The sequence below is a fragment of the Streptomyces sp. TLI_146 genome (genome assembly GCF_002846415.1).
Lineage (GTDB): Bacteria > Actinomycetota > Actinomycetes > Streptomycetales > Streptomycetaceae > Streptomyces.
This window is the reverse complement of record NZ_PJMX01000001.1, coordinates 954,715-968,252: the sequence shown is the minus strand read 5'-3', so window position 1 is coordinate 968,252 and position 13,538 is coordinate 954,715. Positions and strand designations below refer to the sequence as shown.

13 protein-coding genes are annotated in these 13,538 nt (G+C 69.7%); 9 read left to right on the top strand and 4 right to left on the bottom strand.

Features of this window, described 5'->3' with window-relative positions:
• Window positions 1-51 precede the first annotated feature (51 nt).
• Window positions 52-840, bottom strand: coding sequence for a VOC family protein (locus BX283_RS04360; protein WP_101386340.1), 789 nt, complete (start codon window positions 838-840; stop codon window positions 52-54).
• A gap of 278 nt (window positions 841-1,118) precedes the next feature.
• On the opposite strand from BX283_RS04360, the gene BX283_RS04355 reads away from it, so the two are divergent.
• From BX283_RS04355 to BX283_RS04325, 7 genes are all read left to right on the top strand, one after another.
• Window positions 1,119-2,465, top strand: coding sequence for a serine hydrolase (locus BX283_RS04355; RefSeq protein ID WP_218976507.1), 1,347 nt, complete (start codon window positions 1,119-1,121; stop codon window positions 2,463-2,465).
• A gap of 101 nt (window positions 2,466-2,566) precedes the next feature.
• Window positions 2,567-3,217 (top strand): CatB-related O-acetyltransferase, encoded by a 651-nt coding sequence (locus BX283_RS04350; RefSeq protein WP_101386338.1) that lies wholly within the window; start codon window positions 2,567-2,569, stop codon window positions 3,215-3,217.
• Window positions 3,218-3,381: 164 nt separating this feature from the next.
• Window positions 3,382-4,728, top strand: a complete 1,347-nt coding sequence (locus BX283_RS04345; protein WP_257581928.1) for a phosphatase PAP2 family protein — start codon at window positions 3,382-3,384, stop codon at window positions 4,726-4,728.
• Window positions 4,729-4,946: 218 nt separating this feature from the next.
• Window positions 4,947-5,576 (top strand): DNA polymerase ligase N-terminal domain-containing protein, encoded by a 630-nt coding sequence (locus BX283_RS04340; RefSeq protein WP_101386336.1) that lies wholly within the window; start codon window positions 4,947-4,949, stop codon window positions 5,574-5,576.
• Between the two features lie 25 nt (window positions 5,577-5,601).
• The gene (gene ligD, locus BX283_RS04335; RefSeq protein ID WP_101386335.1) at window positions 5,602-6,510 is read left to right on the top strand and encodes a non-homologous end-joining DNA ligase; all 909 of its coding nucleotides are present in this window, start codon (window positions 5,602-5,604) and stop codon (window positions 6,508-6,510) included.
• Between the two features lie 272 nt (window positions 6,511-6,782).
• Window positions 6,783-7,109: a plasmid stabilization protein gene (locus BX283_RS04330; RefSeq protein ID WP_101386334.1), complete on the top strand. Its 327-nt coding sequence runs from the start codon at window positions 6,783-6,785 to the stop codon at window positions 7,107-7,109.
• Window positions 7,110-7,222: 113 nt separating this feature from the next.
• Window positions 7,223-7,702 (top strand): hemerythrin domain-containing protein, encoded by a 480-nt coding sequence (locus tag BX283_RS04325; protein ID WP_101386333.1) that lies wholly within the window; start codon window positions 7,223-7,225, stop codon window positions 7,700-7,702.
• Window positions 7,703-7,726: 24 nt separating this feature from the next.
• On the opposite strand, the gene BX283_RS04320 is transcribed toward BX283_RS04325, so the two are convergent.
• Complete coding sequence (locus tag BX283_RS04320; RefSeq protein ID WP_101386332.1) at window positions 7,727-8,965, bottom strand: MFS transporter; 1,239 nt, start codon at window positions 8,963-8,965, stop codon at window positions 7,727-7,729.
• Window positions 8,966-9,335: 370 nt separating this feature from the next.
• Here BX283_RS04320 and BX283_RS40470 point away from each other — a divergent pair, with 370 nt between their 5' ends.
• Window positions 9,336-9,764, top strand: a complete 429-nt coding sequence (locus BX283_RS40470; protein WP_180357045.1) for a MarR family winged helix-turn-helix transcriptional regulator — start codon at window positions 9,336-9,338, stop codon at window positions 9,762-9,764.
• On the opposite strand, the gene BX283_RS04310 is transcribed toward BX283_RS40470, so the two are convergent.
• A complete protein-coding gene (locus tag BX283_RS04310; RefSeq protein WP_101386330.1) occupies window positions 9,717-10,421 on the bottom strand; it encodes a class I SAM-dependent methyltransferase in 705 nt (234 codons plus the stop codon). The genes BX283_RS40470 and BX283_RS04310 overlap by 48 nt on opposite strands.
• A gap of 263 nt (window positions 10,422-10,684) precedes the next feature.
• On the opposite strand from BX283_RS04310, the gene BX283_RS04305 reads away from it, so the two are divergent.
• The gene (locus BX283_RS04305) at window positions 10,685-12,898 is read left to right on the top strand and encodes a serine/threonine-protein kinase (RefSeq protein ID WP_180357044.1); all 2,214 of its coding nucleotides are present in this window, start codon (window positions 10,685-10,687) and stop codon (window positions 12,896-12,898) included.
• A 21-nt stretch (window positions 12,899-12,919) separates the two neighbouring features.
• Here the strand turns inward: BX283_RS04305 and BX283_RS04300 are convergent, their stop codons facing one another.
• On the bottom strand, window positions 12,920-13,375 hold the full coding sequence (locus BX283_RS04300; protein WP_101386328.1) for an ASCH domain-containing protein: 456 nt from the start codon (window positions 13,373-13,375) through the stop codon (window positions 12,920-12,922).
• Window positions 13,376-13,538 lie beyond the last annotated feature (163 nt).

Here is a 13,538-nt window from a genome sequence, read left to right as displayed (position 1 = left end):
ATCCGGGCGCCGAGAGCCTGGCCCGCGTCTGTGTGCCTGGTGCGGCCGGGGTCAGCGGGATTCGGTGGAGGAAGGGGTGATGATGGCGAATTTGCCGCCCTGCGGGTCCTGCACCACGGCCATCCGCCCCGCGGTCATGTCGAACGGCGGCCTGAGGACGTTGCCGCCCGCGCGGATCAGGGCCTCGATGGTGCTGTCGGTGTCGTCGACGGCGAAGTACGTCAGCCAGTGCGAGGGCGTGCCCGGCGGCATCTTGTCGAGCCCCTGCATCCCGGCGACGGTCCGCTTGTCCACTCGGAGGGCGAAGTAGCCGTCCTCGCCGTCCATCGGGGCCCTCGTGATGCCCAGGACGTCGGCGTAGAAGAGTGCTGCGGCATCCGGGTCGCCGGTGTTCAGCTCGCTCCAGATGAACGCGCCGGGCTCGTTGACGACCTGCGCGCCGAGGAAGTCGTGGGCCTGCCACAGACCGAACACCGCGCCCGTGGGGTCGGCGGCGAGCGACATACGTCCGAGCGTGAGGACGTCCACCCCGGGCATGATCACGGTGCCGCCGTTGCCGACGACGCTCTTCTCGTCGGCGTCAGCGTCGGAGGTGGCGAGATAGGTGGTCCACACGGTCGGCCGGGTGGGCCCGCCGTCGGGCAACATCGCGGTCGCTATGCCCGCCACCGGTTTGCCGTTGAGTGTGCAGACGGCGTACCCACCGGTCTCCGGCGGCCCCACCTCCCCCTCCCAGCCGAACAGGCCGCAGTAGAAGTCGAGCGCCGCCTGCTGGTCGGGGACCATGAGGTCGACCCAGCAGGGAGTACCGGGCTGGTAGGGGCTGTTGGCATCGGGCATGAGCGGTCTCCGTAAGCTGATGGATCCCTCAGTTGAGGGAACGGAATGCGGAACGGCGTCGCAGCTCTGAGCAACCAGTGATATTTCCATCCGCATTGCTTCCGAACAAGGAACCGAGGGGGCGTGGGGGACGGCGTGCGTACGGTCGCGTGACGGTGACGCCGCCGTGGACTCGGCCTGGTTGGACGGGAGTTGCCGGGGAGGGGGGCAGGCACCACCCTCAAGTGGGTGGCGTGCCGCAGTGACCCGCCGTCCCCGGGTGGGTAAGGGTGAACAGCATGACGACAGGCTCGCGCAACACCAGCGCGCACGAACAGTCCCGGCCTCGATCCGCCGCCCGCCGACGTCGTGAGCGCCTCATGGTCGCGGTATCCCTCCTGGCGGTGACCGGCCTGGTCGGCACGCTCGGTTACGAAGGCCACGCGGCCGCCCGTACGACCGCGACTCCGCCGACCGCGCATGCCACTCCCGCCTCCGCGGCCGAGTCGCCCCACCACTCCCAACTGGAGCGCCTGGCACGGAAATTGGTGGCAGCCGGAGCGCCCGCAGTGATCGTGCGGGTGGACGACGGCCACGGCCGCCCCGTCGAGATCACCGAGCAGGCCCCCTGGACCAGGAAGGATCACCAGCTCCGGGCGGAAGACGAGTTCCGGATGGGCTCCAACACCAAGACCATGATGGCCACGCTCGTGCTGCAACTGGTCGGTGAGGGCAAGCTCGCCCTGACCGACCCGGTGGAGACCTGGCTGCCGGGCCAGGTGCCCAACGGCCGCGCGATCACATTGCGCATGCTGCTGAACCACACCAGCGGCCTGTCCGACTACACCGAAGACCCCGCGATCCTGCCCTCCGCCATGGGCAAGGACGCGAGGCGATGGACATCGGAGCAACTGCTCGCACTCGGCGTGCGGCACGATCCGCTGTTCCCGCCGGGCACCCAGTGGTCGTACAGCAACACCAACTACGCGGCGATCGGCGCCGTCCTGGAGAGGGCCACGGGCACGAGTCTGGCTGACCTGGTCCGTGACCGGATCGCCCGTCCGCTCCACCTGGAGCACACCTACTACGCCACGGACTCCGCCTGGCGCGGCCCGCACGCCCGGGGTTACGAACCCGACGCGGCCCACATGCCGCCGGGTGTGCCCGCCGAGGCCAGGGACTTCGCCGGGGCGCACCACGACGGTCAGGTGGACGTCTCCCGCAACAACCCCTCGTGGGGCGGGGCAGCCGGGGCCATGGTGTCCACGGCGCACGACTGGGCGCGGTTCTACACCGCGCTGATGTCCGGCAAGCTGCTGCCCGCCGCCCAGCTGGCCCAGATGCGCACCACCGTGCCCATGGATCCGAATGATCCGGGTGGGCCCGGCTACGGGCTGGGCATCCAGACCGCCGCGACCCCGTGCGGCAGGGTGTGGGCGCACGACGGCGGCATTCCCGGCTACCTCAGCACCCACGTCACCGACCCCACTGGCAGGCGCACGGCGACTGTCCTCGTCGCGACGGAGGCCTTCGCCGAGCACCCGAAAGCCTTCCCCGTACTCACCCAAGCGGCCAAGACGCTCCAGAGCGCGGCGATGTGCGCCATGTTCGACAGGCCCGCACCGATGGTGGAACCGATCAGCTGATCCTGTCCTCATACACACAAAGCGGTTTCCTGGCCGGCGCGGTACGGCGATCATGGAGCGAAGCCGGATACGACCACCCGGCTCGGAAGGAATCACTCGCCATGCCTGTCCCCGCCGACCCGACGGTCCTCCATCCGATGCCCGAGCAGCCGCGGGTGGTGCTGCTCAAGCCGCTGGTGAAGTCACCGCTGATCGAGGTCGGGGAGTACTCCTACTACGACGACCCGGACGACGCGACGGCGTTCGAGACGCGGAACGTGCTCTACCACTACGGGCCCGAGAAGCTGATCATCGGCAGGTTCTGCGCGCTGGGCACGGGGGTGCGGTTCCTCATGAACGGAGCCAACCACCGTATGGACGGCCCCTCGACTTTCCCCTTTCCCACCATGGGCGGCTCGTGGTCCGAGCACTTCGACCTGCTCACCGGCCTGCCGAACCGGGGGGACACCGTCGTCGGCAACGACGTCTGGTTCGGATACGGGACCACCGTGATGGCCGGAGTGCGGATCGGGCACGGCGCGATCATCGGCTCGGGGGCCGTGGTCACCTCGGACGTACCCGACTACGGGATCGTCGGCGGCAATCCCGCCCGCCTCATCCGCACCCGTTACAGCGACGAGGACATCGCCCGGCTGCTGGCCGTGGCCTGGTGGGACTGGCCGGCCGAGCACATCACCGAACACATACGGACGATCATGTCGGGCAGCATCGACGACCTGGAAGCCGCCGCCCCGAGGACTTCCGAGGCGTAAGAGACCCGCCAAAGCCACCCGCATCGCTCGGATAGCATGATCGAACGGTGGTCGCCTCCCCGTCGCCCGCCCTTAACCGGGATTTATACTGTCCGGCACGGAAAATGACCTAAACAAATAAATCTAACAAATCGGCCATACAATTGACTTCTATAACAACGCGGGTGCTTTCGCGAATAACCCGCAGAATTGACTTCGCCGCGTTGCGTCAGCCGCGCGCGATTCTGTGGGCCACGGCGGGCGTGGTAACCCTCGGATTCCTCATCGGCCTGGAGATCACGGCGCGTCACTATGGCCTGCCGGGTCCGATCGCCAATCAGGCGCAGGAGGTGATATTCGCCCCCAAATCGGGGCCGCTGTTGTATGCCGGTATGGCGTTGACGATGGTGGTGCTCACCTGGCGGCAGCGCTTCATCGCGATCGGTGTCGCGGTCGGCATCGACGCCGTTGTCCTGCTGCTGCGCTGGGCGCTCGATGCCAAGCTGGCCTTCGGCAATGGCGCGTTGTGGGTGATCCTGGGCATTGCGGTCATCGCCCTTACACGTCGCACCGGTCGTGAGCGTGCGCTGCTGCTGAAGGGCGTCGGTCTCGGCCTGCTGCTGGTGGCCGGGCACAAGACGGGCGACACCTGGCTGCTCATCACGTCGAAGACCCGGCCGATGGTGCTCGACCAGTACGTGGCGACCGCCGACCACGCGCTGGGCAATCCGTCGTGGCTGGCGGGCCAGGTCGTGGAGGCCAGCGGCCCCTTCGGCTCCCACCTCCTGCACTTCGTCTACAGTCAGCTTCCGCTGGCGGCGGCTCTTGTCGCCCTTTACCAGCTGCGCAAAGTGGCGGTCGAGCGCCGCTTCCCGGAACACCATCTGGTGCGCACCTTCCTGGTCATCGGGCTGCTCGGGCCTGCCATCTACATGATCTTCCCGGTGGTCGGACCGGTCTTCGCCTACGGCGACGGCGCCTTCGGTACCGGCGGCGGGCACTGGGCGCTGGCCCAGCTCTGGCCGAACACGCCGCCGCCGCTGAACCCGCACCCGATGCCGTACGACGAGATCACCCCGCGCAACTGCATGCCCAGCCTGCACACGGCATGGGCCACGACGATCTTCATTCATTCCCGCAAGGGTTCACGGGGAGTGCGATACGCGGGCACGTTCTGGCTGGTCGCCACGCTCAGCGCGACGCTGGGATTCGGCTACCACTACGGCGCGGATCTCATCGCGGGTGTCGTGTTCGCGCTGACGATCGAGGCGGCGATGCGCTCGTTCAACCGAGGCTGGGACCGGTCGGCAATTCAGCTGGTCGCTTATGGCACAGCGGTCTTCTCCGCGCTCTTGGTGTCGTACCGCTATCTGCCGATGGAAATGGCCAAGCACCCGTGGGTGTTCGGACCGCTTCTCATCCTGGCGCTGAGCTCGGTCGTCTACAGCTATGCGCGGACCACCAAAATGTGGGAACCGCAGGCCGCGACCGCACGGCAACCGGAATTGCAGCCGCAGCCCGAAATGGCGTGAGTTCGAGGACGGCCCGTTCGGCCAGGCCCTGGGGTGAGGGGCGGGCGAACGCCCCGTCCTCGCCGGGTCGGGCGAGTGTGGTGCGCGTAAACAGCCCGGCGGCGGGAAGCCGCGCCGTAGAGCAGCGACACTTGAAGCCGGGGCGTCCGGTCTGCCCTGACACCGCGGCCCGGCCCGTCGGCGGTCGCCCGTAGGGGGCTGCGCGTGAGGAGGTTGCCATGTCGGCCAAGAAGGCGCTGGCGCGCTACCAGCAGCGGCGCGACTTCGCCAAGACCGCCGAACCCCGGGGACGAGCGGCCCGGCAGCCCGCCGAGCAGCCCTCGTTCGTCGTGCAGATCCACGACGCGCGCAGCATGCACTTCGACTTCCGGCTGGAGGCCGACGGGGTCCTGAAGTCCTTCGCCGTTCCCAAAGGGCCGTCGAAGGACCCCCACGACAAGCGGTTCGCGACCCCGACCGAGGATCACCCGCTGGAGTACCGCGACTTCGAGGGCGTCATCCCCAAGGGTGAATACGGTGGCGGCACGGTGATCGTGTGGGACGAGGGCACCTACCGCAACCTCTCCTCCGGCCGCGACGGCCGGGAGATCCCCCTGACCCGGGCGCTGGAACAGGGCCACGCCTCGTTCAGCCTGCACGGCCGCAAGCTGCACGGCGGCTACTCGCTCACCCGCTTCCGCACCGAGCAGGACGGGGAGCGCGAGGCGTGGCTGCTGGTCAAGCACACCGACGGACATGCCCGCGCCGACGGGACGCCCGACCCCAGGCGGGCCCGGTCGGCTCGTACCGGCCGGACGCTGGGGCAGGTGGAGACGGAAGCCGCGCACCAGGACGGGGAGCGGTCGTGAACAGCCGACCACCCGGGAGGACACGATGACCACGACGAAGACCTTCCGGGTGGGCGGACACACCGTGGAGGTGAGCCGGCCGGAGAAGGTCCTCTTCCCCGGGGACGGCATCACCAAGGCCGATCTGGCCGCGTACTACCGCACGGTGGCCCAGCGCATGCTGCCCCACCTGCGCGGCCGTCCGCTCATGCTGGAACGCCACCCCGACGGAATCGACGGCCCCGCCTTCATGCAGAAGGCCGTGTCCGACCACTTCCCCGACTGGATCCACCGCGCCGAGTTGCCCAAGGAGGACGGCACCGTCACCTATGCCGTCTGCGACGACACCGCCACCCTGCTCTACCTCGCCGGCCAGGCGTGCGTCACCCCGCACCGTTTCCTGTCGAAGGCGGACCGGCCCGACCATCCGGACCGGCTCGTGTTCGACCTCGACCCTTCGGGCGACGACTTCGAACCGGTCCGCACGGCCGCACTGGGCCTGCGCGAGCTGCTGGAGGAGCTGGATCTGCCCTCGCTCGTGATGACGACGGGCTCGCGCGGCCTCCACGTCGTCGTGGCCCTCGACCGCCGGGCGCCCTTCGACGAGGTACGCGGCTTCGCCCACGACGCCGCCGAACTGCTCGCCTCCCGCCACCCCGACGAACTCACCACCGAGCCGAGGAAGAAGGCCCGCCGGGGCCGGCTCTACCTGGACGTCCAGCGCAACGCGTACGCGCAGACCGCGGTCGCCCCCTACGCGGTCCGGGCCCTTCCCGGAGCCCCGATCGCCGCGCCCCTGGCCTGGACCGACGTCACGGACCCGGACCTCACCGCGCGCCGCTGGACCATCGGCACGGCCGAGGACCTGCTCAAGGACAACCCGTGGCGCAACCCACCACGCCCCCGTTCACTCACGACCGCCAGCCGGAGCCTGCGGGCAATGGGGCGCCCCTAGACCGCGGTGCCACCGGCCGTGGAGAAGAAGGGGCGGCTCCCTGCTGGATAGCTGGCGGACGCATCGTCCGGCGTCAGCGGGGCACCCGGTGACCATGAACCGTACGTTCGACCGCGAGGGAGACATCCTCCGGGAGTCGGCCACCCAGCCACCCCCGGCCCGGTCCCGGCGGCCGAATCTCGTCGGCCCGCGCCCGATTGCGGAGCCGACCGCACCAGTACAAGGTGAGAGTACGTACGCGACACATCACCCTGAGTAGTCGAGGAGTCGTCATGCCTCGTGGATCCAGCCCCAAGCGGGAACGCCAGTACGAGCACATCAAGGAGAGCGCCGAGCAGCGCGGCGAGAGCACCAAGCGCGCCAAGGAGATCGCCGCCAGGACCGTCAACAAGGAGCGCGCCCGCTCCGGCGAGTCCAAGACCGCCAGTAAGAGCTCCACGCAGGACATGTCGTCCTCCAAGCGCGGGGGCCAGCGCTCGCACAGCGGCTCCGAGGGACCGACGTACGACCAGCTCTACGCCGAGGCCCAGCGCCGCAACATCCACGGCCGCTCCGACATGAACAAGGCCCAGCTCAAGCGCGCACTCGGCGGCAAGTGACGGGACGCGCGGGCGGGACATGTGCGAGCCGCCCCGAAAAGCGGTGCGTGATCATCCGGTTCGCCGGGTATGGGGCTGGACGGAAGTGAGTCCTGTGCCTCAGGGAGCTGCCCATGTCCACCGACGCGATCGTGATGCTGAGGGAAGGCCACAAGGAGATCAGGCGGCTGATCCACTCCTATCGAGCCGAGCGGGACGCCTCGCTGATAGGGCCCTTCCTCCGTGCGCTGACCGTGTACACGTACATCGAGCGGGAGGGCATGTATCCGCGCGTCGGCATCCTCGTCCCGGAGACCGAGCCGGACATCCTGGATTTCACGGAGGAACACCACATCGCCGACGTGCTGGCCGCCGAGCTGTACGACATGCGTCCCGACGCCGTCGGCTTCGATGCCAAGGCCCGGCTGCTGATGGACATCGTCGAACGGCATATGGACGCCGAGGACCACCGCTGGTTCCCGCGCGTACGGGCCGCCCTCGGGCGCAAGGAGCTGCGGGAGATCGGCGCCTGGATGGCGACGCTCGCCGAGCGCGCACCTCAGCGCCCCCGCCGCCCTTCGTCGCAGATGACGTGGGACACCGTGGCCGCGTGACGGCCCCGAACCCCGGCCGGGCCGCTACGGGTTCTGGCCGGCGGGACGGGCCGGCGGCGCCTCGGCCGGGTGGGGCGGCTGCTCGCGGCGCCCCACCAGCGCGGCCGAGAACCGCGCGCGGGCTACCGGGCCGACGAGGGCGACGGGCAGGGTGACGGCGGCGGCGATCGCGAAGAGCGTGCCGAAGTGCTCGTCGTCCGCCAGCCCGCTCACCAGATACGTACTGAGCGCGGCCCCGGTGTACACCGCGCACGCCACCAACGAGGTGGCGATGCCGCGTACTTGGGGCGGCGCGACCTCGGTTCCCCAGGTCTGCACGGTCGACTGGACCAGCGCGAAGGCGAGCCCGGACAGCACACTGCCCGCCAGCACGGTCACCATCGACTGGGCGGGCACGCAGACCAGATAGCCCACGCCGAGCAGGACGCTGCCGACGGCGAAATGGGTCGCCGCCGACACCCGGTTGCCCAGGGTGCGCACCGCCACGCCGCCCGCCACCGCGGCCAGTCCGTAGCTGCCGGTGACGAGACCGGCGTACACGACGCTGTGTCCGCCCGACTGCAGTGCTGTGTTGAAGAAGTTGAAGAAGCCCAGCATGGCCGCGCCTTCGAAGACCGCGAACACCACGAGGAACCGGAACCAGCCGATACGGAAGACCATGCCGAGCCGGGTCCTGACGCTCGTGCCGCTGGGCGCCGGGGCAGAGGCCTCCGGCAGACGGCCGAAGGCGAGGGCGAGCAGCGGCGAGCAGATCGCGACCAGCAGGATCGCCGCGCGCCAGCTCCACAGGTGGGTGAACACACCGGCGACCACGGTCGCGGCGGCCGTGCCGACCGCCCCGGCCGCCAGCACGCTCGCCACGGTCCGCTGCCGCTGGGCGAAGGGCAGCCGGTCGCCCACGTACGCCACCATGACGGGCAGCAGGGCGGCCGCCGACGCGCCCGCGAGCGCGCGTCCGAGGATGAGCACGCCCAGGTTGGGGGCGAGCGCGGACACCAGGTCGGCGACGCACATGGCGAACAGGGCGGCCCGCATGACCCGTACGCGCCCGTATACGTCGGAGATGAGGCCGTGCACAGGCTGCATCAGGCCGAACAGCAGCAGATAGACCGTGAGCGCGATCGTGACGTGGGAGACGCTGACGCCCAGCCCCTTGGACGCGGGCAGCAGCAGTGGTGTGATCACGATCCGGTCGAAGTTGCCGAGGAAGGACCCGGCGTAGACCAGCCGCATGTCCTGGGCGTGGTTGGCGTGCTTGTTCATCGTGTTCCCTCCGGCCCGGTGGCCTGCTGACGGGCGCGGCTGCGCACGCTCTTGCCTCCATGACTGTCCCCGAAGGCCGATTCATCAATGAAGCTGATAGTCAGAGACCCTGATGGGTCAGTATGGGACCGGCAGGAGGAATCGTCAACGCGGGGGAGGCTCTCGCGAGAACCAACTGCTCTGGTGGGAAACCCAGTTGAGGCTACGGGCGACTTGTCCGGCTCGTCACGGATATGTGCCCTCTGTTGAAGGCTTGACGGGCCGCGGCAGCGTTGATGTTCTGTCTGAAAGACAGCCAGTGTCGCTGTCGGATCCGAGGGGGCCGGAAAAATTGACGGTGAGCGGAGAACTCGGCGTTGGGGACCGGCCTTTGTTCGAAGGGCTTCAGCAGTGGCACGGCTTCCTGCTGCGCAAGGCCGCCCAGGCGGTCACGGAATGTGCCGAACGGAACCTGTGCGCCCTTCAAGTGACGATGCGTCAATTCGGTGTCCTGAGTGTCGTCGCGGCCGAACCGGGACTGAACCAGCGGGCTGTGGGCAACAAGCTCCGGATCGACCGCACGACCATCGTCGCCCTGGTCGACAAGCTGGAGGGGACGGGGCTGATGGAGCGCAGACGCGGCCCCGACCGCCGGACGTCGGCCCTGCACCTGACCGAACAGGGCATCGCGCGCCTGCTGGAGGCGCAGGAGGTGCTGGCCGAGGTCCATCAGGAGTTCCTCGGCCCCCTGTCCGCCGAGGAGCGTGAGGCCCTACGGAATCTCCTGGTACGGCTCGTGGTGCGGCAGCCCGGTCTCTGACCCGGGCCGGCCCGGGCGGTCGGCGGTGGCGCGATCGGCCCGGATCACGGTGGCGTACGCCTCGCGCTCGCCCGACGCGGTGGTGACGGTGTGGATCACCCGCTCGGCCCGTTCGACGCGCAGATCCGGCAGCTCGGCGCAGAGGCGCTCCGGAGTGAACATCCGCTCCGGGTCGGACGGGCCTTCGAGGCCCCTGCCGAGGTTGTCGAGATGGTGCCCGACGACGACCAGCCGCCCGCCGGGAGCCAGCGCCTTGGCCGCACGGGCCAACAGCGCGGCCCGTTGCGGCGGTTCGGGGTGTACGTAGGTGACGAGGACGAGGCCGAAGGCGTTCTGCCGCGGTTCGTAGGAAGCCAGATCCGCGAGGACGGTCGTCACCTCCAGGTCCTCGGCCGTGGCCTGCCGCCGGGTGCGCTCCAGAGCCGTCGCGGAGAAGTCCACGGCCGTCACCCGCCAACCGCGGCGGGCGAGCCACAGTGAATGGCGCCCGGCGCCCGCGCCGAGGTCGAGGGCCTGGCATCCCGGCGCGTTCGGCCCGGCGGACGTGTCCGGCGGTACGAGCGCGAGCTCCGCGACCGCCAGCGGATGGGGTACGAGCGTCCAGCCGAGGTCGCCGTGGGTGTACCGACGGTCCCAGAACTCCGCCGAATCCGTCATCTGCGCTCGTACCTCCGCGTGTTGGGAAGAGCTCTGAGCAGGTCGACAGTGCAGCAGATTATCACTGAGGCTGCTCAATGCGGCGGCTTGTCCGTGGGCGGGCCGAGGCGTCGGTCTCCGGGGTGTCGCCCTCGTGTCCCGCTCGTGCTACGCAATGCGCGGGGCCGTCTTCACGCCGGTGGGGATTCGGGCATCATGTGGGTTCTCTCCGTCCGGGCCGGAGGGTCGGCCCGTCGGCAGGCCAAAGGGGTTGTGGGGTAAGGGTGTTCGAGGCGCTGGAAGCGGGGGACCCGCGTCAGGTGGGGCGCTACCGGATCGTGGCGCGACTGGGCGCGGGCGGGATGGGGCGGGTGTACCTGGGCCGCACGCCCGGCGGGCGTGCGGTGGCCGTGAAGGTGGTGCGTCCCGAGCTCGCGGAGGACGCGGAGTTCCGGCGCAGGTTCGCCCGTGAGGTGGCTGCGGCCAGGCGGGTGAACGGGGCTTTCACGGCAGGAGTGGTGGACGCCGATCCGGAGGGGGCGCCTGCGTGGCTGGCCACGGTGTACGTGCCGGGGCTGTCGCTGGGGGAGGCGGTGGCCGCGCACGGGCCGTGGCCGCTGGAGCCCGTCCTGGCGCTGGCGGCAGGTTTGGCCGAAGGGCTGGAGGTCATCCACGCGGCCGGGGTGGTCCACCGGGACCTCAAGCCGTCGAACGTGCTCCTGGCCGCCGACGGGCCCAGGGTGATCGACTTCGGGATCTCGCTGGCCGGCGAGGCGAGCGTGCTGACCCGGACCGGCGTGATGCCCGGTACCCCCGGCTTCATGTCCCCTGAACAACTGACCGCCCGGCCGGTGGGGCCGGCCTGTGACGTGTTCGCCCTGGGCGCGGTGCTGACGTTCACCGCCACCGGCGCGGCGCCGTTCGGCACCGGCTCGGCGCACGCCGTGAACTTCCGTACCGTCTACGAAGAACCCGACCTGACCGGGCTGCCCGCGGCCGTGCGAGCGATAGTGGCACGGTGTCTGACGAAGGACCCCGGAGGGCGGCCCAGCCCGGCCGAACTGCTGCACCAGCTGGCCGAGTCGGCCGGAGGCGACCGGGCCGTCCCCGTCGCCCCCACCGAGGCCGATTGGATGCCGGAGGCCGTCGCCCGGACCGTACAGTTGCGGACCACCGCACCCTCGCCACCACCCCGCCCCACACCGGCGCGGACCTCCGACCCGGAACCGCGGAGCGCCACCCCACCCGCCACCGACGCGGTGCCGCCCGCGCGGACCATCGCCGAGCAGGACCGCACGGATGCCCAGCCGCGCCACACGTCTCCGGCTACCACTGCTCAGCCGCCTGATACGTCCCCCGAGACCGCTCCTGTCGTCGGCCCCCGCGCATACGCGCACTCTCCCCGCCGGGCGCCCCAGCCCAACACGGCTGTACCCGCCGGGCCCACCGGAGTGTCCCGCCGACGGGCCCTGCTCGGCCTCGCCGGGACCGTCACAGCAGGCGGACTCAGCGTCGCAGGTTGGTACTTCGTGAAGAGCGACGGACGCAAACCCAGGTGGACATCCGCCGACGGCGCCTCCATCTACGCGACACCGCTGGTGTCCGGCGGCGTGGTGTACGTGAGCGGCAGCGAAACATTTCTGTACGCGCTGGACGCCGCCACGGGCAGGCAGCGGTGGAAGTTCGACACCGTCGAGGACGCCGAAGCGCCTTCGTCACTGGCCATGTCCGGCGGGCTGGTGTACGTCTGCGGCGGCAAGCGGTTGTACGCGGTGGACACGGCCACCGGCAAGCGGCGGTGGAGTTTCCCGACCGGCGGGGAGGCGCATTCGCCGGGGGCGACCGACGGACTGGCCTACGTCAGCGGCGACACCTACCTGTACGCGGTGGACGCCACCGACGGCAGACAGCGGTGGAGGTTCCGTACCGACGCCACGGCCTTCCGGGCCGCTCCGGCGGTGGCTGACGGGGTGGTGTACGTCGGCAAGATCAGTGACGGGATGCTGTACGCGCTGGACGCCGCCACCGGTGAGCAGCGGTGGAGATCCGACGTCGGAATCGTGTCCTCGGAGCGGCCTGTAGTCGGTGACGGCGTGGTGTACTGCACCACCTCCGGTGGAAGCCTCTTCGCGGTGGATGCCGCCAACGGCAAGCGGAAGTGGGAATTCCCCGGCGGCGGCGGTCGCTCGGTGGCGGTGTCCGGCGGGTTGGTCTACTACTGCGGCAGTGGCAAGATGCTGCACGCGTTGGACGCTGCCACGGGAAACCAGCGGTGGGTCTTCCCGGTCGGCGGCGCCCCCTCCTCACCGGCGGTCGGCGGCGACGGGGCGGTGTATGTCGCCACCGCCAGCGACGACAAGTACCTGTACGCGGTGGATGCCGCGACCGGCGAACAGCGGTGGAGGTTCCCCACCCACGAGGCCGCGTCCACGCCAGCCGTGGCGAACGGCCTGGTCTACGTCAGCACCTTCGAGCGACTGTACGCCGTACCCGTATAGACGCGCGGCCCGTGCGGAGGGTCAGCCAGCCGCGCGAAGGTCGGTCACGAGACGGAAGCGTTCCAGTACCACCAAGGTCGTGTCGTCCACGGTGAATTCCGGGTCTGCCAAGGCTGCGCGCATTTCGTCGCTGTGCCAGAACCCTTCGTGGTTCGCCCGCCACCCGGCGATGCTGGTGTCGCCTTCCCCCTCATCCACCACATGAGCGAAATCCACCTCCGCGAGCGGCACGACACGCACGCCGGTGACTTCGATGACCGCGACCGGATGGTCGTCCGAATCGACGACCACCGAGCGGCTCCCGATGGACGGCAGCGGATCCCCTGCATGCTCGTAATCGATCACGAGTCCGGTGGTGGAGGTCTTGGAGCCATCGAGGATGGCCGCAACGAGTTGGTCACGCAGCGGGCCCGGGAAGGCGAACCCGGCGCGGGGCAGCGAGGAGATGTCATCGCCTGAGACGGAGTCAGTGGTCATACGGTCACCGTAGCGACCCGTCTGCCCGGACCGGGAGCGATTAACGGACGATGATCATCGCCGAGCAGTGTCCACAGGCCACGCCGCGAGGGTCGGAAAAGCGGGAAATCCTATTCCCGGAAAAGAGCATCACCCGTTATTCGGGGCGGATTTCCCGTCTTTG

Bases quoted from the DNA above. Each gene is read 5' to 3' on its own strand.
- BX283_RS04310 (WP_101386330.1), bottom strand. From the start codon at position 10,421: ATGACGGATTCGGCGGAGTTCTGGGACCGTCGGTACACCCACGGCGAC.
- BX283_RS04355 (WP_218976507.1), top strand. From the start codon at position 1,119: ATGACGACAGGCTCGCGCAACACCAGCGCGCACGAACAGTCCCGGCCT.
- BX283_RS04360 (WP_101386340.1), bottom strand. From the start codon at position 840: ATGCCCGATGCCAACAGCCCCTACCAGCCCGGTACTCCCTGCTGGGTC.
- BX283_RS04320 (WP_101386332.1), bottom strand. From the start codon at position 8,965: ATGAACAAGCACGCCAACCACGCCCAGGACATGCGGCTGGTCTACGCC.
- BX283_RS04350 (WP_101386338.1), top strand. From the start codon at position 2,567: ATGCCTGTCCCCGCCGACCCGACGGTCCTCCATCCGATGCCCGAGCAG.
- BX283_RS04325 (WP_101386333.1), top strand. From the start codon at position 7,223: ATGTCCACCGACGCGATCGTGATGCTGAGGGAAGGCCACAAGGAGATC.
- BX283_RS04330 (WP_101386334.1), top strand. From the start codon at position 6,783: ATGCCTCGTGGATCCAGCCCCAAGCGGGAACGCCAGTACGAGCACATC.
- BX283_RS04340 (WP_101386336.1), top strand. From the start codon at position 4,947: ATGTCGGCCAAGAAGGCGCTGGCGCGCTACCAGCAGCGGCGCGACTTC.
- BX283_RS04300 (WP_101386328.1), bottom strand. From the start codon at position 13,375: ATGACCACTGACTCCGTCTCAGGCGATGACATCTCCTCGCTGCCCCGC.
- ligD (WP_101386335.1), top strand. From the start codon at position 5,602: ATGACCACGACGAAGACCTTCCGGGTGGGCGGACACACCGTGGAGGTG.